17 protein-coding genes are annotated in these 19,329 nt (G+C 73.2%); 12 read left to right on the top strand and 5 right to left on the bottom strand.

Annotated features, from left to right (window positions below; genetic code table 11):
• Position 1 precedes the first annotated feature (1 nt).
• The 3 genes from BT341_RS22445 to BT341_RS22435 all read right to left on the bottom strand — a co-directional run bounded on the left by BT341_RS22445 (position 2) and on the right by BT341_RS22435 (position 3,213).
• Positions 2 to 1,000, bottom strand: coding sequence for an LLM class flavin-dependent oxidoreductase (locus BT341_RS22445; RefSeq protein ID WP_072478156.1), 999 nt, complete (start codon positions 998 to 1,000; stop codon positions 2 to 4).
• The gene (locus BT341_RS22440) at positions 997 to 2,268 is read right to left on the bottom strand and encodes an MFS transporter (RefSeq protein ID WP_177328880.1); all 1,272 of its coding nucleotides are present in this window, start codon (positions 2,266 to 2,268) and stop codon (positions 997 to 999) included. The genes BT341_RS22445 and BT341_RS22440 overlap by 4 nt, the downstream gene beginning before the upstream one ends.
• Before the next feature lie 135 nt (positions 2,269 to 2,403).
• Positions 2,404 to 3,213: an alpha/beta fold hydrolase gene (locus BT341_RS22435; protein WP_072478154.1), complete on the bottom strand. Its 810-nt coding sequence runs from the start codon at positions 3,211 to 3,213 to the stop codon at positions 2,404 to 2,406.
• A 214-nt stretch (positions 3,214 to 3,427) separates the two neighbouring features.
• On the opposite strand from BT341_RS22435, the gene BT341_RS22430 reads away from it, so the two are divergent.
• The 4 genes from BT341_RS22430 to BT341_RS22415 all read left to right on the top strand — a co-directional run bounded on the left by BT341_RS22430 (position 3,428) and on the right by BT341_RS22415 (position 9,004).
• Complete coding sequence (locus BT341_RS22430; RefSeq protein ID WP_072478153.1) at positions 3,428 to 4,255, top strand: IclR family transcriptional regulator; 828 nt, start codon at positions 3,428 to 3,430, stop codon at positions 4,253 to 4,255.
• 147 nt (positions 4,256 to 4,402) lie between these two features.
• Complete coding sequence (locus tag BT341_RS22425) at positions 4,403 to 5,947, top strand: AMP-binding protein (protein ID WP_072478152.1); 1,545 nt, start codon at positions 4,403 to 4,405, stop codon at positions 5,945 to 5,947.
• A gap of 73 nt (positions 5,948 to 6,020) precedes the next feature.
• Positions 6,021 to 8,225, top strand: a complete 2,205-nt coding sequence (locus BT341_RS22420; RefSeq protein ID WP_218177756.1) for a CaiB/BaiF CoA-transferase family protein — start codon at positions 6,021 to 6,023, stop codon at positions 8,223 to 8,225.
• Between the two features lie 11 nt (positions 8,226 to 8,236).
• A complete protein-coding gene (locus BT341_RS22415) occupies positions 8,237 to 9,004 on the top strand; it encodes an enoyl-CoA hydratase/isomerase family protein (RefSeq protein ID WP_218177755.1) in 768 nt (255 codons plus the stop codon).
• Between the two features lie 53 nt (positions 9,005 to 9,057).
• On the opposite strand, the gene BT341_RS22410 is transcribed toward BT341_RS22415, so the two are convergent.
• Both BT341_RS22410 and BT341_RS22405 read right to left on the bottom strand, forming a co-directional pair.
• Complete coding sequence (locus BT341_RS22410) at positions 9,058 to 9,393, bottom strand: ferredoxin family protein (protein ID WP_072478150.1); 336 nt, start codon at positions 9,391 to 9,393, stop codon at positions 9,058 to 9,060.
• Between the two features lie 15 nt (positions 9,394 to 9,408).
• Positions 9,409 to 10,386 carry an NAD(P)/FAD-dependent oxidoreductase gene (locus BT341_RS22405; protein ID WP_072478149.1) on the bottom strand — a complete coding sequence of 326 codons (978 nt, stop codon included), beginning with the start codon at positions 10,384 to 10,386 and terminating at the stop codon, positions 9,409 to 9,411.
• Positions 10,387 to 10,589: 203 nt separating this feature from the next.
• Here BT341_RS22405 and BT341_RS22400 point away from each other — a divergent pair, with 203 nt between their 5' ends.
• From BT341_RS22400 to BT341_RS22365, 8 genes are all read left to right on the top strand, one after another.
• Complete coding sequence (locus BT341_RS22400) at positions 10,590 to 11,813, top strand: aromatic ring-hydroxylating oxygenase subunit alpha (protein ID WP_072478148.1); 1,224 nt, start codon at positions 10,590 to 10,592, stop codon at positions 11,811 to 11,813.
• Positions 11,813 to 12,745 carry a DODA-type extradiol aromatic ring-opening family dioxygenase gene (locus tag BT341_RS22395; RefSeq protein WP_072478147.1) on the top strand — a complete coding sequence of 311 codons (933 nt, stop codon included), beginning with the start codon at positions 11,813 to 11,815 and terminating at the stop codon, positions 12,743 to 12,745. The genes BT341_RS22400 and BT341_RS22395 overlap by 1 nt, the downstream gene beginning before the upstream one ends.
• Entirely contained in the window at positions 12,742 to 13,995 is a 1,254-nt protein-coding gene (locus BT341_RS22390) for a M20 family metallopeptidase (protein ID WP_072478146.1), read from the top strand. The genes BT341_RS22395 and BT341_RS22390 overlap by 4 nt, the downstream gene beginning before the upstream one ends.
• Entirely contained in the window at positions 13,992 to 14,858 is an 867-nt protein-coding gene (locus BT341_RS22385; protein ID WP_072478145.1) for an alpha/beta fold hydrolase, read from the top strand. Before BT341_RS22390 ends, BT341_RS22385 begins: the two co-directional genes overlap by 4 nt.
• Positions 14,859 to 14,964: 106 nt before the next feature.
• Entirely contained in the window at positions 14,965 to 15,822 is an 858-nt protein-coding gene (locus tag BT341_RS22380) for an alpha/beta fold hydrolase (RefSeq protein WP_072478144.1), read from the top strand.
• Entirely contained in the window at positions 15,819 to 16,763 is a 945-nt protein-coding gene (locus BT341_RS22375) for a quinone oxidoreductase family protein (RefSeq protein WP_072478143.1), read from the top strand. Before BT341_RS22380 ends, BT341_RS22375 begins: the two co-directional genes overlap by 4 nt.
• A gap of 61 nt (positions 16,764 to 16,824) precedes the next feature.
• Positions 16,825 to 17,589, top strand: coding sequence for an IclR family transcriptional regulator (locus tag BT341_RS22370; RefSeq protein ID WP_072478142.1), 765 nt, complete (start codon positions 16,825 to 16,827; stop codon positions 17,587 to 17,589).
• 74 nt (positions 17,590 to 17,663) lie between these two features.
• Complete coding sequence (locus BT341_RS22365) at positions 17,664 to 19,295, top strand: carboxylesterase/lipase family protein (RefSeq protein WP_072478141.1); 1,632 nt, start codon at positions 17,664 to 17,666, stop codon at positions 19,293 to 19,295.
• Positions 19,296 to 19,329: the final 34 nt, after the last annotated feature.

The raw sequence follows: 19,329 nt of genomic DNA, 5'->3' as shown, positions 1-19,329 counted from the left end.
CCTAGCGCCTCAGCACGGGCAGGACCCGGCCGGCGAAGTCGGTGATCAGCTGCCGTGGCAGGTCGTAGGAACCGACGTGCTGCAGCAGCACCGCCGACACGCCGGACCGGCTCAGCTCGGTCAGCCGCGCCGCGATCTCGTCCGCGGTGCCGAACAGGCAGAACCGGCGGGCGAACGCCTCGGCCGCGTCGTCGTCCACACCGGACTCGCAGGCCCGGATCGCGGCTTCCCACGACTCGGCGTGCAGCAGATCCGGGCGAAGCTCCGGCCACCGCTCGGGCACGCGCACCCGGATCCCGGCTTCCGCGAGGAACGCCGCGCCGCCGTTGGCCGCGATGCTCGAGCACACCGGCTTGAGCTCCCGCGCGTCCCGTCGCACCGAGTCCGTGACGCGGCAGAACGCCGACACCGTGATCGGCACCGGATCGCGTCCGGCCGCACCCGCCGCCACCTGCCGCAGCGCGGCTTGCAGGGGCTCGGGCGCCACGCCGGACAGCAGGATCGCGCCGTCCGCGGCCTCGCCGGCCAGGCGGAGGTTCCGCGGACCGCTCGCCGCCAGGTGGAGGGGCACGGCCACCGGGTCGCGCAGCCGCGACCGCACGCCGCCGAACTCGACCTCCGCGCCGGCCAGCAGCGACCGGATCACGTCCAGCCCGGCGCGGAGCCCGGTGCGGGTCGACGGGGCGAGCCCGGCCGGGACGACCGAGCTGTTGCCCACGCCGACACCGAGCACGAACCGGCCGGGCGCGAGTTCCGCCACGGTCCGCGCCGCCCCCGCCACCACCGACGGGTGCCGGGTCACCACGTTCGTGACTGCCGTGCCCAGGCCGATCCTCGACGTGCCGGCCGCGGCCGCGGCCGCGGTGGCGAAGACGTCTCGCCACAGCAGCTGCGAGTCCGGGAACCACACGTCGTCGAAGCCGAGGCGCTCGGCCTCGCGGACGAAGGCCACCACCTCCGGCACGGGAACGCACGGCGGGACCCGGACCCCGATCCTCATGCCGCCGGTGCCCCGGTCTCCTCGCGCAGGACCTCCGGCTGCCCGGACCGTGCTTCCCGCAGCAGCAGCCCGGCGACCAGGCTCACCGCCGAGGCCGCGGCCATGTACCCGGCGATGGGCACCCAGGTGCCGGTCGACGCCAGCAGGGACGCGCTGATCGCCGGCGCGAAGGCGTTGCCGAAGATCGTCCCGAAGGTGAACCCGATCGCCATCCCGCTGAACCGCAGCGAAACCGGGAACGCCTGCGAAAAGTAGACCGGGAACATCGCGAAGTTGCCCGCGTAGCCGATGTACAGCACGGCGAAGCCGAGCAGCATCAGCCACGGGTTCTTCGTGTTCAGCAACGGGAACCAGACGAACGGGAGCACGACCATCGACGCGGCGGTGGCCACGAAGACCGCCCGCGGCCCGATCCGGTCGGCCAGCCTGCCGAACAGCGGCGCGCCGATCACGACCACGACCAGGCCGGGCAGCAGGACGTCGAGCATCGCCGACGTGCTCAGGCCCAGCGCGGTCTTGCCGTACGTCAGCACGTACACCGACGTCACCGTGATCATGACGCCGGCCCCGAGGGTCGCCAGCGTCACCAGGGCGACCGTGCCGCCGCACCTGCGCAGGACGTCCACGAGCGGCAGCCGGTGCACCGCGCCGCTGCCCTTGACGTCCGCGAACTCCGGGCTCTCCCGCAGGCCGAGCCGGATCACCAGCCCGGCGACGACGAGCAGCACGCTCACCAGGAACGGGATCCGCCAGCCCCAGGCGAGCAGGTCCGCCTCGGGCAGCCGCGCCACCAGCAGGAACATCGCGTTGGCCAGGATGGTCCCGACCGCCGTGCCGGTGTTGAGGATGCCGCCGAAGAACCCGCGCCGGCGCTTCTCGGCGTGCTCGACGGTGAGCAGGACGGCGCCGCTGGACTCACCGCCGAGGGACACGCCCTGCACGATCCTGAGCGCGACCAGCAGCACCGGCGCGGTGATGCCCCAGGTGCCGTACGACGGGAGCAGCCCGATCGCGGTGGTCGCGACGCCCATCATCATCAGGGTGGTGACGAGGATGGACTTGCGGCCCATCCGGTCGCCGAGGTGCCCGAACAGCAGGGCGCCGAACGGCCGCGCGACGTAGCCGACCCCGAAGCTGGAAAGGGAGATCAGCGTGCCCACCACCGGATCGGCGGCGGGGAAGAAGACCTTCGGGAACAGCAGCGACGCCGCCAGGCCGTAGACGAAGAAGTCGTAGAATTCGACGGTGGTGCCGAACCACCCGGCCAACGCGGCCCTGGCCTGTTGCCGATGTGGTCGTGTACCAGCGGACATAGCTGCCTCCGGAAGAGCCGGTTGAGTTGCGGTACTTTCGTCTGCGTGCCGGGACGCCGGCAACGCCGGGGTTCGATCAGCGGACCGCGGTCATCGGGCGAAGCGGCGCAGGAACGGCACCACCACGCCGGCGACGTCGGCGGCCTTGTCCTCCATGAGCGCGACGGTCCCGCCGTCGATCACGGCCCGCTCCACGACGGCGGCCGCGGTCAGGTGCCGCGCCAAGGGCTCCAGTGCGGGCAGCGCGAACGGGTCGCCGGCCCCGGCGAGGAGCAGGACCGGGGCGCGTACGTGCCCGATCCGCCGTTCCATTTCGTACCGCGCGCACGCCAGATGGCCTTCGCGCGGGTCGACGCCGGGAGCCAAGGCGTCCCGGACGAACCGGTCCAGCAGGCCGGTCGCCCCGCGCGGGTAGTGGGGCCGCCGCTGCGCCCACCACGCGAGCAGGTGGCCGCCACCGGGCTCGCGGACGGCGTCGTCCACCCCGGGACCCGCCGCATGCGACGCCCGGTACGCCGGGCCGGCCCACGGTGTCGACGACAGCACCGCCGCCGTGACGCGGCCGGGCGCCGCGGCGGCCAGCTCGACCGCCACCACGCCGCCGGTGTGGTGGCCGAGCACCGCCGTGCGGCCGATCCCGAGCGCGTCCAGCGCCGCCAGCGTGCCGCGGACGTAGTCCTCGATGCGCTGCGGAGCGGGTAACGCCATGCTGTTGCCGAAGCCCGGCATGTCGAGGGCGAGCACGCGGTGGCCGGCGGCCAGGAGCGGCTGCAGCTCCCGGAACTCGTCGAGCGAGCGCGGGGTCTGGTGGAGCAGGAGGACGGCCGGGCCGCTCCCCTGCTCCGCGTAGTGCACCTGGCCGCCGGGAACCCTGACGTAGCCGTACTCCATCGTGGTCATGCGGCTCCTCGCGTGGTCGGTGGGACGTGCCGGGAGTGTTCGCCCTCACGGCCGATCGGCCTACGCCCGCGGTCCGCCCAGCGAACCGCGTCACCGGACCGTTTCCGACCACGACGGCCGGAAACACGCAGGTAACGGACGGTGGCGCCGGCTGGACTTGGATCTTGCCGGATGGTGATAATCACGGCTCGTTCCCGGCCGGTGAGGAGGCGCTGTGTCAGCAGAGGAGGCGGGCCGCCCCAGCTCGGTGCTCGGCAAGGCGCAGCTCCTGCTCGGCGCCTTCGAATCCGGCGCCTACCAGCTGGGGCTCACCGAGCTGAGCCGCCGGTCCGGCGTGCCGAAGGCGTCGGCCTACCGGCTGGCGCAGGAGCTGGTCGAGTGGGGACTGCTGGAACGCCGCGGCGAGTGCTACCAGCTCGGCCTGCGGATGTTCGAGCTCGGGCAGCGGGTGCCCGCTTCCGCGGTGCTGCGGGCGGTCGCCCGGCCCGCGCTGGCCGACCTGTTCGCCGCCACCCGCGCGACGATCCACCTGGCCGTGCTCGACGGCGTGCACGTGCTCTTCCTGGAGAAGGTCGCCGGCGAGGCGAACATCCACTCGCACTCGCGGATCGGCGGGCGGCTGCCCGCGCCGGGGACGGCGACGGGCAAGGTGCTGCTGGCGACGGCCCCCGACCCCGACGAGCGCCTGGCCCGCCTGCGCGAGGCCGGGCTGACCCACCTGACCTCGCGCACGGTGTCCTCCGTGGACGACCTGCGCAAGCAGCTGACGGTGGTGCGGGCCAAGGGCTTCGCGCTGGAGATCGAGGAGACGATGCCGGGCGTCGGCAGCCTCGCGGTGCCCGTGACCGGCGCGGACGGCACGGTCCACGCGGCGGTGTCGACGACCGCCCCGGTGGCCCGCCTGGTCCCCCGGCGCCTGCTGCCGGAGCTGCGCACGGCCGCGGCCACCATCGCGCGGGCGCTCGACCGCGCGCTGCTGACCGCCTCCGAGGTGCGCAACGAGCCCTTCGCCGCCGCCCCGGTGAAACGGGCAGCCGGCTGACCAGTCCGCCGCGGCCGTCGTGAGTGGAACCGGGTTGGAGCACTGTTTCCCACTCACGACCACACGGGAACCTGATGGAACCTGACCGGTCCGCTCAACGGACCGCCCGCTTGGGCCCGGTCCGGAGCCGGTCCGACGATCACCCGGGTGAGCGAACCTCAGCCGGGCACCCCGGTCGACCTGCTGACCAGCCGGTCACGAACGGATCCGGACCGCGAGCTGGTCCGGTTCGACGACGGCACCCGGATGCGGGTCGGGGACGCCGACGAGGGCTCCCGGGCGCTCGCCGCACGCCTGCCGGTCCCGCCCGGCACGCGCGTGCTGACCTGCGTGCGGCCCGGCCGTAGCGCCGTGGACCTGCTCTTCGGCCTCGCGCGGCAAGGGGCGGTGGAGGTGCCGCTGGCCCTCGACGTCACGTTCCCGGCCGCCGAGTCGGTCCGGCGGTCCACCGGCGCCACCGTGCTGGTCGCCGGGACGTCGGCGTTGACCGGCAACCCGGCCCTGGCCACCCTGCTGGACCGGGTCGGACGCGTGGTGCTGGTCCCCGAGGACGATCCCGCGCCCCCGGGCCACCCGCTCCTCGACGAGCTGCCCGTGACGGGGGTCCGGGAGCACCGCCCGGCGCCCGGTGACGTGCTCGTGGTGCTCTCGACTTCCGGCACCACCGGCCGGCCCAAGGCCGCGGAGCTGCCGCACTTCGCGGCCGTGCGACACGCGCGCCGGGTGGCGGCGACGATGGGCTACGGCCCCGGGGACGTGCTGCTCAACGTGTTCCCGTGGAACCACGTCAACGTCCGGCACACCGCTCTGCTGCCCGCGCTGCTGACCGGGGCACGGCTGGTCGCGCACCGCCGGTTCTCGGCGTCCCGCTTCTGGGACGTCTGCCGCGGCGAAGGCGTCACGGCGTTCAACTTCATGGGCGCGATGCTGGCCATCCTGGACCGGCGGCCGGGCACCGACCACGACCACGCCGTCCGGCTGGCCTACGGCGCCCCGGCGCCCGCCGAACTGGCGGCCCGGTTCCTCCGCCGTTTCGGCGTGAAAGCCCTCGAGGCGTACGCGAGCACCGAGCTCGGGGACGTCGCCGCGAACACCCCGGACGACTGGCGGCCGGGCACGGCGGGCCGCGTGGTGCCCGAGTACGAGGTCGCGATCCTCGACGACACCGGACGGCCGCTGCCTCGCGGCGAGACCGGGCAGATCGCCGCGCGGGCGAAGCTGCCGGACATGCGGTTCCGCGGCTACGCCGGCGACCCCGCCGCCACCGCCGCGGTGCTGCGGGACGGCTGGTTCCGCACCGGTGACCGCGGCCGTCTCGACGCCGACGGCTACCTGACCTTCGCCGGGCGACGCGGCGACGTGGTCCGGCGGCGGGGCGAGAACATCGCGACCTGGGAGGTCGAGCAGGTGCTGCGGGCCCTGCCCGGCGTGGTGGACGCGGCCGTCGTCGGGGTCGAGTCGGACCTCACCGAGCAGGAACTCCTCGTCGTGCTCGCCACCGCCGACCACGCCCTCGACGGACCGGCGGTCCGGGACTGGTGCCGCACCCGGCTGCCGCGGCACGCCCAGCCGCGGTACGTGCGCATCGCCCGCGAGCTGCCGCGCAACGGCAGCGGCAAGGTCGTCAAGTCGCTGCTGCCGTCCACCGTGGACGAGTCGACCTGGGACGCCGAGGCCCGGTCCGCCCAGTGAACCGCGGCCGACCGCGCGGGTGCCGGCGCTGCCTACGGTCGCCACGACATCCCCGTTCCGCAGGAGGGCACCGTTGCGCGTACTCGACCTCACCGACGAACTGGCCCGGCAGGGCGCCCGGCTGCTGGTCGGGCTCGGCGCCGACGTCGTGCGCGTCGACCCCGACGACGACCTGCCCCGGCACGAGCGGATCCATTGGCACGCCGGGAAAACCCTGGCCACGCCGGCCGGCCTCGACGCACTGGCCCGGGAGGCCGATGTCGTCCTGGAAAGCGGTCCGGTCGCCAAGCTGCGCGGGCTGCACGCCGACGGGACCTCGCGCTGGCCGCACGCGGTCCACGTGGTCGTGACGCCCTTCGGGCTCACCGGCCCGCGCCGCGGCTGGCTCGGCGGCGACCTCGTGCTCGCCTCCGCCGGCGGCATGACCTGGCTCGGCGGGAAGCCGGGCGGCCAGCCGCAACCGCCGCCGCGCGAACAGGCCTGCCAGCTCGCCGGAGCGCACGGCGCCATCGCCGCCCTGCTCGGCGTCCTCGCCGGGACCGGGCAGCTGATCGACGTCTCGGCCCAGGAAGCGGTCGCCGCGACGCTGGAGACGGGCGCGATCTCCTGGATCCACGCCGGCCGGTTCCCGGTCCGCACCGGCGGCGTCTACGAGCACGTCGCGCACCGGATCTTCGCGGCCGCCGACGGGTACGTCGCGGGCGGCTACTCGGGCAGCGAGCGCATGTGGACCGGCCTGCTGAGCTGGCTGGCCGAGGCGGGCGAGGCCGGTGACCTGCTCGACGAGCGGTTCGCCGACCAGGTGGTGCGCTGGGCCGAGCGGCCGCACGTCGACGACGTGATCGCCCGGTTCGTCGCCAAGCGCCCGGCGTCGGAGGTCGCCGAGCAGGGCCGCGCCCGCGCCCTGCCCTGGGCCGAGGTGACCTCGCCGGCGGAGCTGACCCGCAATCCGCAGCTGCGCGACCGGCAGTTCTTCGTGTCGGTCGGCGGCACCGAAGACGCCGGTTTCCCCTGGGACGCACCGGGCCTGCCCCGGCCGGTGACGCTGTCCCCGCTCACGGAAGGCCGGTGGCGCGGTGTCCGGAGTGGACGGCGGCCCGCGAAGCCCCGGGCCCTCGACGGCGTCCGGGTGCTGGACCTGACCTGGGTGCTGGCCGGGCCGTACGCGACCAAGATCCTGGCCGAGCACGGCGCCGACGTCATCAAGGTCGAGTCGAAGCACCGGCACGACCCGACCCGCTTCTCGCCGTCCATGCGGCTGCGCCCGGACGCCGGGCCGGACGACTCGGGTTACTTCCTGAACTTCAACCGCGGCAAGCGCAGCATCGCCCTCAACCTCCGCACCGAGGAAGGGCAGGCCGTCCTGCGGGAGCTGGCCGCCCGCTGCGACGTCATCGTCGAGAACTTCAGTCCGGGCGTGCTGGCGAAGTGGGGCCTGGACTACGCGTCGCTGCGCGAGATCAACCCGCGCGCGATCCTCGTGTCGATGTCCGGGGTCGGGCACACCGGGCCGTGGCGGACGGCCGTCACCTTCGCCGACACGCTCGCCGCGATGGCCGGGCTGTCCGCCGAAACGGCCGATCCGGGCGGGCCACCGCAGGGCCTGGCGTTCGGCCTGGGCGACATGGTCGCCGCGAACGCCGCGGTGCTCGGCGCGCTGGACCTGCTGATCCGCGGGCACGGCGGGCACGTCGAACTGTCCCAGCTGGAGGCGATGGCCGCCACGATGGGTCCCGCGGTGCTCGACCCGGGAACCGGCGACCCGCGCACCGCCGAGCACCCGAACCGGTCGCGGCACGCCGTGCCGCACGGCGTCTACCCGGCGGCCGGAGCCGACCGGTGGGTCGCCATCACCGCCCGGGACGACAGCCAGTGGGCCGCGCTCCGGGACCTGACGGGCTTGCCGTCCTACGAGGATCGGCGCCGGGCCGAGGACGAAATCGACGCCGCCCTCGCCGCGTGGACCCGGGAACAGGACGCCGGCGAACTCGCGGACCGCCTGCAGGCCGCCGGGGTCGCCGCCGCCGTCGTGGCGACCGGCCGCGACCTCGTCGAGGACCGGCACCTGGCCGCGCGCGGCTTCTACGAGCGCCTGGACCACCCGATCGCGGGGCCGGTGCTGCACGAGGGGATCGTCGCGCGGCTGACGGCGACACCGGGCGCGCTCACCTCGCCCGCGCCCCTGCTGGGCCAGCACACCGAACCGGTCCTGCGCGAGCTGCTGGGCTTCGACGACGACCGCCTGGCGGCCCTGCGCGCCGCCGGGATCACCGAATGAGAGGAACACGCATGCCGGTCCTGACCACCACCCGGGACGCGGGAGTCGCGACGATCCGGATCGACCGGCCGCCGGCCAACGCCGTGAACCCGGCCCTGATCGCGGAGTTCCTCGAGGTGCTGCCGCCGCTGGCCGAGGACCCCGGCGTGCGGTGCCTCGTCGTCACCGGCACCGGGAAGTTCTTCGTCGCCGGCGCCGACATCGCGGTCATGCGGGACCTGTCCGACGCGAACCAGGCCGAGATGCGCGGCTGGATCGAGGTCCAGCGGCTCCTGGAGCGGGCACCGAAACCGGTGGTCGCCGCCATGAACGGCCACGCGCTGGGCGGTGGCGCCGAGCTGTCGCTGGCCTGTGACCTGCGGATCCTTTCGGCCACGGCGAGCTTCGGGTTCCCCGAGATCGCCCTCGGCCTGTTCCCCGGGGCCGGCGGCAGCCAGCGGCTGCCCCGGCTCGTCGGGCCGCACCGGGCGAAGCGGCTGATGATCGAGGGCACCCGGCTCACCGCCCAGCAGGCCCTGGAGCACGGGCTGGTGGATCGCGTGGTCGACCCCGGGCTGTTCGACGCCGCCGTCGCCGAGGAGGCCCGGCTGCTCGCCGCCAAGCCGACCGCCGCGATCGGCATCCTGAAGCGGGTCGTCGACGAGGGGCACGGCTTGCCGATCGAGGAAGCACTGCTGCGCGAGGAAACGGGCGTGCGGGAGCTGACCCGGACCGCGGACGCCGCCGAGGGGCTGCAGGCGTTCCTGGACAAGCGCCCACCGCGGTTCACCGGCCGCTGAGCGGTCGTGAGTGAGAAACAGGGTTGGAACGCTGTTTCTCACTCACGACCTGTTCAGTACCGGGCGACCATGGGGGTGTCCACGCCGAGGTCGCCGACCGTGCCGGCGCCGCCGGGGTCGCCCAGCGGGGCGTCCCGGCCGGGGAGCGTCTGCTCGAAGAAGGCGATCGAGTCGGTGACGAACACCGCCTTGCTCTCGTCGCCGCGGGCCTTGCGGTCGACGAAGATCGCGTCGACCGGGCACTCCGGTTCGCAGGCGCCGCATTCGATGCATTCGTTCGTGTTGATGTAGCTCTTGCGCTCGCCGACGTAGATGCAGTCGACGGGGCAGACGTCCAGGCAGGCGCGGTCGGTGACGTCGATGCAGTTGGCGCCGATGACGTAGGCCATGGTTTTCCTTCCGGGTCAGGAGTTTTCGGTCGAGTGGCCGGGGAAGAGGGACAGCTCCGGGTCGAGCGCGACCGCGGCGTTGTTCACCGCCGTCGCGACTTCGCCGAAGCCGACGGACATCAGGCGGACCTTGCCCTCGTACTCGGTCACGTCCCCGGCGGCGTAGACGCGGTCGAGGCTGGTGCGCATCCGCGAGTCGACGAGGATCGACCGGCCGCGCAGGCGCATCCCCCACCCGGCGAGCGGGCCGAGGTTGCTCACGAACCCGAGGGCGGCGATCACACTGTCCACTTCGAACACCCGGGGCCGCTCTTCACCACGCACCCGGACGTGCGCGAGCTTCAGCGTGCCTTCCCCGGTGAGCGCTTCGACTTCGGCGTCCGTGACGATCCGCGTGCCGCCCTCGGTGACGGCCGTGACGCTCGCCGCGTGCGCGCGGAAAGCCGACCGGCGGTGCACGAGGGTGACGGACTTCGCGATCGGTTCCAGGGCCAGTGCCCAGTCGACCGCGCTGTCGCCGCCGCCCACCACGAGGACGTTCTGGCCGGTGTGCGCGTCCGGGTCGGTGACGAAGTAGCTCAGGCCCCGGCCGAGGAAGTCCTCCCCGGCGGGCAGCTTGCGCGGGGTGAACGTGCCGATCCCGGCCGTCAGGATCACCGCTCCGGCGCGGACCACCAGGCCGTCGGAAAGCGTGACCTCGGGCCGGCCGTCGCCGGCGCGGCCGAGTGCCACGGCTTGGCGGCCCAGCAGGTACTCAGGCTCGTAACGGCCGGCCTGGTCGAGCAGGGCGGCCACGAAGTCGCGGCCCCGGACGCGCGGCAGGCCCGCGACGTCGAGGATCTCCTTCTCGGGGTACAGGGCGGTGATCTGGCCGCCGGGCTGCGGCAGCCCGTCGACCACGACGGTGCGCAGCCCGCGGAACCCCGCGCAGTAGGCGCCGTAGAGCCCGGTCGGTCCGGCGCCGACCAGGAGGATGTCGGTGTCGAGGGACATGGGTCGGCCTCCGTGATGACGTCGAAAGTGGACAGCGCCGGACAGTAGGCGGGCCCCGCCGCGCGGACCCGGATCCCGGACCGGTGAGCGGACCGTGGCCCGGATTCCGGACCGGGGTTCGGTGAGCGGACCGGAGGCGTTGGCCGCCGGCCGGCGCGGTGGTGGACTCGCGTCGGCTTCGGCACAACGAACTTGGAGCGGTCATGAGCGTGCAGAACGGGGAGACGGCCCCCACCCCGGCCCGGCGGAGCCGGCGACCGGCGAGGCTCCCGGGCCGGCAGGACTGGTCGAGCTGGCCGCACTACCAGGCCGCGGCGGCCGGGTTCCGCGGCTACTGGTACCCGGTGGGGTACTCGTCGCGGTTCACCGGCAAGCCCCGGCAGATCACGCTGCTCGGGCAGAAGATCGTGCTGGTCCGCGACGGCGGCGAGGTGTACGCGCTGAAGGACCGCTGCCCGCACCGCGGCGTGCCGCTGTCGGAGGGCAACCAGCAGTTCCCGGGCACGATCTCGTGCCCGTACCACGGCTGGACGTTCGACCTGAAGACCGGCGACCTCAAGGCCGCGATCACCGATGGCCCGGCGTCGCCGATCTGCGGCAAGGTGAAGCAGCCCACGTACGCGGTCGAGGAGCGCCTGGGCATGGTGTGGGTGTTCGTCGGCGACGGCGAAGAGGCCCCGCCGATCGACGAGCAGCTGCCCGAGGAACTGGTGCGCAACGAGGCCATCGTCGGCTCCCGGATCCAGCCGCGTGAAGGCAACTGGCGCTTCGCCTGCGAGAACGGCTACGACGAGGGCCACGCGAAGTACCTGCACCGCACTGCCCTGTGGCGGCTGTTCAAGGCGATGCCGGTGTGGAACGAGACCCGGATCGTCCAGCGCGGCCGGTGGATCTACCGCGTCCAGGACAAGCAGTACTGGACGGCGGACTTCCCCGGCCTCGGCAAGTGGGACAACCAGGCGTGGTTCAAGCTGAAGCCGCCGAAGGAAGTCGGCAACGTCGGCAACACCGGCACGCACCGCGAAACGAATCCGGTGATCGCGGCGCAGGAGTTCCCGGGCTTCGCGTCGGTGAGCATGCCCGGCGTGCTGCGGATCGTCTACCCGACGTTCATCCACTACGAGTTCTACGTCCCGGTCGACGCGGACAACCACCTCTACGTCGGCGTGCTGGCGAGCTTCCAGCGCGGCTGGAAGGCGTTGCCGTTCTACGCCAAGTACCTCGGGTTCGTCCGGTGGCTGTTCCACGGCCAGTTCTCCGGGCAGGACAAGTGGATGGTCGAGGTGACCGACGCCCCGCCGGAGAAGCTCTACCGGCCCGACGACTCGCTGCTCAAGTGGCGCAAGCTCGCCGAGGACACCTCCGAGGAGCGGGTCGAGCGCCTGGCCGCGCAGGGCGTCACCGTCCCGGTCCCGGAGTCGGACTGATGGCGCGCGTGGTGCTCGGCGTCGGGGCGTCCCACTCGACGTTGATGAACACCCACTGGGACAAGGTCGTGCACACCGACCGCGCGGAGCGCTTCCGCGACGCGTTGCGCGAAGCGCGGGACGAGATCGCCGCGGCCGAGCCCGACCTCGCGATCATCGTGGGCTCCAACCACTTCCGCGGGTTCTGGCTGGACATGATCCCGCCGTTCACCCTCGGCGTCGGCGAAGTCATCGGCTCGGGTGAGGCGAAAACGCCTTCGGGGCCGCAGAAGGTCGCGCCGGAGTTCGCGCAGCGGCTCGCCGAGGACCTCGTCGAGCGCGGCACCGAGGTGGCGATCTCGGCGCGCCTGCAGATCGACCACGGCCAGACCCACGCGATCCAGTACCTCCTCGACGACCTCGCGGTGCCCGTCGTTCCGTTGGTGGTCAACGTCTTCGCCGCGCCACTCCCCCGCACCGACCGCTGCGCCGAGCTGGGCCGCAACATCGCTCTGGCCGTCGCGGCGCTGCCCGAGGATCTGCGGGTGGTCGTCATCGCGTCCGGTGGCCTCTCGCACCAGCTGCCCTGGCCCGACGACTGGCGGGCGCCCGAAGGCGAAGACGAAGAGTTCCTCGTGGAAGCGTGGCTCAACGGCCGCGGCGACTGGGAAAGCTACGACGGACGCCGCCGCGAAATCATCACCGCGGCCCGGCCGGTGCTGTTCCCCGAGTTCGACGAAACCTTCCTGGCCGACCTGGAACGCGGGCAACTGCGGAAGTACACCTCGTGGACGACCGAGGAGATCGGCAAGGCGGCCGGCAACGGCGGCCAGGAGCTGCGGACGTGGCTCGTCATGGCCGCCGCGCTGGGCTTCGCCCCGGGCCGGGCGCTGGCCTACTCGCCCATGCCCGAGTGGCTGACCGGGATGGGGGTCGCGGTGATCCGGCCGTGACCGCCCTCGACGCGGTGCTGGCCCGGATCACCGAAGACCGGCTGCGCGAGGCGGCCCACGCGGTGACGGCGATCCCCAGCCCGACCGGCCGTGAAGCACCCCTGGCCCACCTGCTCGCCGCGCGCTTGTCCGCGGCCGGGTTCGCCGCGCAGGCCCAGCACCTCGACGAATTCCAGGCCAACGCCGTCGGGCGCCTGCGCGGGTCCGGCGCCGGCGCGGACCTGATGCTCTACGCCCCGATCGACACACTCACCACCGGACAGCCCGAATTGGACGTCCCGTGGATCGGGCCGGAGCTGCGGCCGGACATGCTGGCGGAACCCCGCGACGAAGGCCCGTTCGTCTCCGGCCTCGGCGCGAGCAACCCGAAAGGTCACGCGGCCTGCATCCTCGTCCTCGCCGAGGCACTGGGTGCCGCCCGGCCCGAGCTGGCCGGTGACGTCGTCGTGGCGTTCGGCGCGGGCGGGATGCCCACCAACGCCGTGGAGGCGCCCGGCTACCCCGCGCGGGCCAACACCGGGCACGGCACCGGCTGCTCGTTCCTGCTCGAACGCGGGTGGCACACCGACTACGCGGTGATCGCGAAGCCCGGGGATTTCGTCGCCCACGACGAAGTCGGGCTGTGCTGGTTCGAGATCACCGTGCCCGGCGTCCACACCTATGCCGGCAGCCGCCACCGGCTGCCCTACCGCAACCCGATCGTCACCGCCGCCGACGTGGTGACGCGCCTGGAACGCTGGCTCGCCGACTACCCGGCGCGCCACCGCACGGCCACCGCCGCCCCGCAGGGGATCATCGGGTCGATCGCCGGTGGTTGGGAACGGATGCTCGCGGTGACTCCGGCGGCCTGCCGGATCCGCCTGGACGTGCGGATCGCCCCGGGCACGACACCGTTGTCCGTCAAACGGGAACTGGCCGGCTTCCTGGCCCAGTTCGATGTGGAGCCGGAAATGGTGCTCGCCGTCCCCGGCACCAGCACTCCGCCCGGCTCACCGATCGTGCGGACCGCGATCCAGGCGTGGGAAGCGACTTCCGGCCGTCCCCATGAGCCGGTGCCGGACAACAGCGGGGCCACGGACGCGAACATCCTGCGCGCCCGCGGCATCCCGACCGTCCGGACCGGCATGCCGAAAGCGGCCACCGACGACTTCAGCCGCGGGATGAACACCGTCGACGTCCGCGCGATGCGCCGCCTGTGCGAGGTGCTCGCCCGCATCACCCTGTCCACCACCGGGAAGGAAGCAGCATGACCCCACCACCCGAGAGCCACTACGCCGACGGCGGTGGCGTCACCTACCACTACCACGACCTCGGCTCCGGCCCGGACACCGTGTTCCTGCACGGCGGCGGCCCCGGCTGCACCGGGTGGAGCGACTTCGGCCCGGTCGCGCCGCTGTTCGCCGAGGACCGGCGGTGCCTGCTCGTCGACATCCACCAGTACGGCCGCTCGGCGAAGACGCCGATCACCGGGCCGATGTGGGACCACCACGCGGCCAAGACCGTCGCCCTGCTCGACACGCTCGGCGTCGAGCGTGCCGACTTCGTCTGCAATTCCTGGGGCGGCACGATCGCGCTCAACCTCGCCGCGAAGTACCCGGACCGGGTGCGCTCGCTGGTCGTCACCGGCAGCATGCCCGTCTTCTACGGCCCCCTGGCGCCGCTGCCCGAGGGTGGTCGTCGCGGCCGCAACGCCCGCGACGCCTACTACGGCGGCGAAGGCCCGACGCGCGAGAAGATGCGCCGCCTGATCACCAGCCTGGAGTGGTACGACGGCGACCGGCTCCCCGAGGAGACGCTCGACCTGCGCTACGAGCAGAGCCTCGACCCCGGCGAGCGCGAGCTGGCCGCGATGTCGGACTCCCCGCGCGGCGAGTGGCAGGACCTGACGGACGAACTGGGCCGGATCCAGGCGCCCGTGCTGTTCATCTGGGGCATGCAGGACGCGTTCCTCACGCCCGACTACCCGCTGATGCTGGCGCGCATGGTGCCGAACGGCAACCTGCACGTCATGGACCACGTCTCCCACCACCTGCAGGAAGAACGCCCGCACGCCTACCACGCGGTGGTCGACGGGTTCTTCCGCTCGCTCGTCCCGGAAGGAGTCCCCGCGTGAAGGTCCTGCTCGCCCTGACCGCCGCGGCCGCGACGCTGGCCGCCCTGCGCAAGCTCGCCGCCTGCAGCAACACCCAAGTCCACCGCATCAACACCAAGGAGCCCGCGTGAGCATCTGGACCGAACTCAGCCCCATCGCCCACCGGGTCGAATACGTCGACGCCGCCGGCGTCCCGACCCGCACGCTGCGGGCCGGGAACCCGGACGCCGAAGCCGTCGTGTTCCTGCACGGCACCAGCGGGCACCTCGAAGCGTTCGCGCGCAACATCGTGGCGCACAGCGAGTTCGACGTCCACGCGATCGACATGCTCGGCCACGGCTACACCGGCAAGCCCGCGCGGCCGTACGAGATCGCCGACTACGTCAAGCACCTGCTGGACTACTTCGACGCCGTCGGCGTCCGGGCCGCGCACATCGTCGGCGAGTCCCTCGGCGGCTGGGTCGGGGCGCGCGCCGCGGTCGACCACCCGGAGCGGGTGCTGAGCCTGCAGCTGCTGTGCGCCGGCGGGACCGTCGCCAACCCCGAGGTCATGGACCGGATCCGCACCAGCACGAAGAACGCCGTCGCCACCGACGACGTCGAGCTGACCCGCAAGCGCTTGCGGCTGCTCATGGCGAGCGAGGAGAACGCGACCGAGGAGCTGGTCGAGGTCCGGCACGCGATCTACCACACGCCGGAGTTCGTGGCCAATGTGGACAACCTGCTTTCGCTGCAGGACATGGAACGGCGGCAGCGCAACCTGCTGCGCCCGGAGCAGCTGGCCCGCATCACGCAGCCGACGTTGATCGTGTGGGGCCGCCAGAACCCGTTCGGCGAGGTCCCGGAGGCCACCAGGATGCACGAGAACATCCCCGGCTCGCGGCTCGAGCTGTTCGAAGAGTGCGGCCACTGGCCGCAGCACGAGCAGGCCGCCCGCTACAACCCGCTGAGCCTGGAGTTCCTCCGCAAGGCCGCCGCCGCATGAGGGCCGCGCGGTTCCACACCTGGGGATCGGCGCCGGTCGTGGACGACGTCCCGGAACCGGCGCGGGCCGCGGGCGAGGTGCTCGTCGACGTCCAGGCGGCGGCCGTGGCCCACCTGGACGCCACCGTCGCGAGCGGCACCTTCGACCTGAAGCCGCCGCTGCCCTATGCCGGTGGCGTGGAGGGCGCCGGAATCGTCGTCGCCGGCGACGGCTTCGAACCGGGCACCCAGGTGATGCTGCGCGGCGGCGGCCTGGGCCTGCTGCGCGACGGGACGTGGGCCGAGCGGGTGAGCGTGCCGGCCAAGGCCGTGACCCGGCTGGACTCCCCGCTGGCCCCCGAGGTCGCCGCGACGTTCTTCGTGCCGGCGACCACCGCGTTCGTGGTCCTGCACGACGTGGCCCGGCTGGGCGAGGACGAGGAGGTGATCGTCGTCGGCGCCGCCGGCGCGGTCGGGTCGATGGTCGCGCAGCAGGCCCGGCTCGCCGGCGCGAAGGTCACCGGCGTCGTCGGCCGCGAAGACCAGCTCGCCGACGTGCCCGACGGCGTCACCGGCGTCTGCCTCGAATCCACCGGGGACATCGAGCGGCTCGCCGCCGACCGCCCCGCGTCCCTGCTGGTCGACACGCTCGGCGGTGACGGGCTGGTGGCCCGCACCCGCTGGGTCCGCCCGGGCGGGCGCGCGGCGGTGATCGGCTACGTGACCGGCACCGAGGTCCGGCTCGACCTGCCGTCCTGGCTCCTCGACGACGTCGCGCTGCTGCCGGTCAACATGATCCGGCAGGAGCGCCGGGCTCGCGAGGTCGCCGGCGAGCTCGTCAAGCGGCTGTCGGCGGGCGAGCTTTCGGTGGCCGTGCAGCAGTACGCGTTCGCCGACGCCGCGCTGGCGCTGGAAGACCTGCGGGCCGGCCGGGTCCGCGGGCGCGCGGTGCTCGTTCCGTAGCCGGTCCGGTCAGCGGACCGGTCCGTTGTCCGGACCGGTTCCGCTGACCGAACCTGGCCCCATGCCCGGCGATGACTCCATGACGGCGAACAGCGTCCTCGGCAAGGTCCAGCTCATCCTCGAGGCCTTCGGGCCCGACGACGAGCACCTGAGCCTGACCGAGCTGGCCCGGCGGTCCGGGGTGGCGAAGGCGTCGGTCCACCGGCTGGCGCAGGAGCTGCTGAGCTGGGGCGTGCTGGAACGCCGCGGCAGCGACTACTGGCTCGGCATCCGCCTGTTCGAGATCGGCCAGCGGGTCCCCCGCCAGCGCATCCTGCGCGAGGCCGCACGCCCGTACATGGAGGATCTCTACCAGGCCACGAACGAGACGATCCACCTCGCCGTCCCCGACGGCCGGGAGGTCCTCTACCTGGAGAAGGTGTCCGGCCACAGCCAGGTGACCAAGCCGTCACGCGTGGCGGGCCGGATGCCGATGCACTGCACCGCGACCGGCAAGGTGCTGCTGGCCTTCGGGCCCCGCGCGCTGGTCGACGAGGTGATCGCCTCGCCCCTCGAACGGCTCACGCCCCACACCGTCAACGCCCCCGGCCTCCTGCTGAACGAGCTGGCCCGGGCCAGGGCGAACGGCTACGCGGTCGAATACGAGCAAACCCGCGTCGGCTTCGTGAGCGTGGCCATTCCGCTGACCGGCGCGACCGGCCTGACGACCGGCGCGCTGTCCATCACCGCGCCGCTGTTCCGCGCCGACGTCGCGAAGTACGCCGGGCTGCTCGCGATGGTGGGTCGCCGGATCACCAAGACGGTCAGCGCCCTCGCAGTCCGGTGACCGGACCACGCCCGTCACCCGGTGAGCTCCGGCGTCCCAAGCTGTACCGAAACCATTCGGCTTCGGGAGGATCGGTGCGGAAAAGACTCAAGTGGCTCGGCGTCACGGTCGCGCTGGCGGTGACCGTCGCGTCCGTCGCCGCCGGCGCCCCGGCGGCGGCGAACGCCGGACGTCCGGCAGCACACTCGCTCGTCGTCCGGACGGAAGCGGGCACGGTCGAAGGGAAGACCACGGGGGCGGTGGATTCGTTCCTCGGCATCCCGTTCGCGGCACCACCGGTCGGCGGCCTGCGGTGGCAGCCACCGCAGCCGGCCGCGGCGTGGCCCGGCGTCCGGCCCGCGACGGCCTACGGTCCGGCGTGCCCGCAGGGTTCCGGCCCGGTGGTGACCGAGGACTGCCTCTACCTGAACGTCTACCGTCCCGCGCGGCCGACGAACGAGCGGCTCCCCGTGCTGCTGTGGATCCACGGCGGCGGCTTCTCGTCCGGATCCGGTGACGCGTTCGACGGCTCGCTCCTGGCCGAGACGAACAACATCGTCGTCGTGACCATCAACTACCGGCTCGGCGTGTTCGGCTTCCTCGACCTCCCGGGCCTGAGCCAGGCCGGCGCCGGCAACTACGGGCTGCTCGACCAGGTCGCCGCCCTCACCTGGGCCAACCGGAACATCGACCGGTTCGGCGGCGACCGCGACGCCGTGACCGTCGCCGGGCTCTCCGCGGGCGGCCACTCGGTGTGCGCGTTGCTTTCCTCGCCCCTCACCCACGGCCTGATCGACGGCGCCATCATCCAGAGCGGCGGCTGCCCGAGCCACACCGTCGCCGAATCCCAGGCGGCGGGCGCGCGTTTCGCCGCCGACGCCGGCTGCGCCACCACGGCCGACCCGGTGGCGTGCCTGCGCGCCAAGCCCGCTGCCCAGATCCTCGGCTCGAGCGCCGCCTTCCGCGGCGGGATCCTCAGCGGCCCGCTGCCGACGGCGGGTGTACCCGAGCTGCCGGTCGCGCCCCTGACCGCCGTGCGGACCGGCCGCTTCGCGAAAGTCCCGCTCCTGATCGGCAGCACCCACGACGAGGTACGGGCCTGGGCCCAGCCCTTCCGCGGCGCGACCGCCGCCCAGTACGAGAAAAGCCTCGAGTACCTCTTCGGCGACCGCGCGGCGGACGTCGAGATGGCGTACCCGCTGAGCAACTTCCCCGCGCAGGACACGGTGGCGTACGCACTCGGTGCCGTGTGGACGGACTCGAGTGTCTTCTACGGGCTCGGCGGCTGCCAGTACGCCCAGCTGACACAGCAGATCGCGAGGTACCAGCCGAAGACGTTCCTGTACCGGTTCGACGCGCGGAGCCCGTCCGGACCGGTGAGCCCGGGCGCTTTCGACGTCGGCGCCACCCACGCGGCGGACCAGGCCTACCTCTGGCCCACGCCGGCGAGCGTGTACGACCGCGACGGGCTCCGGCTGTCCACCGAAATGGTCCGGTACTGGGGCGCGTTCGCCCGCCAGGGCACGCCGGACGCGGCCGGGCAGGCGGAATGGCCGGGCGTCTCGAGCGGCCGGGTGATGATCCTGCAGCCCGGCGGCAGCTCGACGGTGACCTCCGCCGCGTTCGCCGCCGCCCACCACTGCGACCTGTGGAACGGCATGAGCTACCAGTGGCTCGACATCGACCCGGACCAGCTCGCCCAGCGGGTCGGAGTCGCGCGCCGGTAGCCCGCGGACGGCCGGAAACCGGAAAAAGCCCGGC

This window comes from Amycolatopsis australiensis, from assembly GCF_900119165.1.
Classification (GTDB): Bacteria; Actinomycetota; Actinomycetes; order Mycobacteriales; family Pseudonocardiaceae; genus Amycolatopsis; species Amycolatopsis australiensis.
This window is presented reverse-complemented; position numbering and strand designations above follow the sequence as displayed.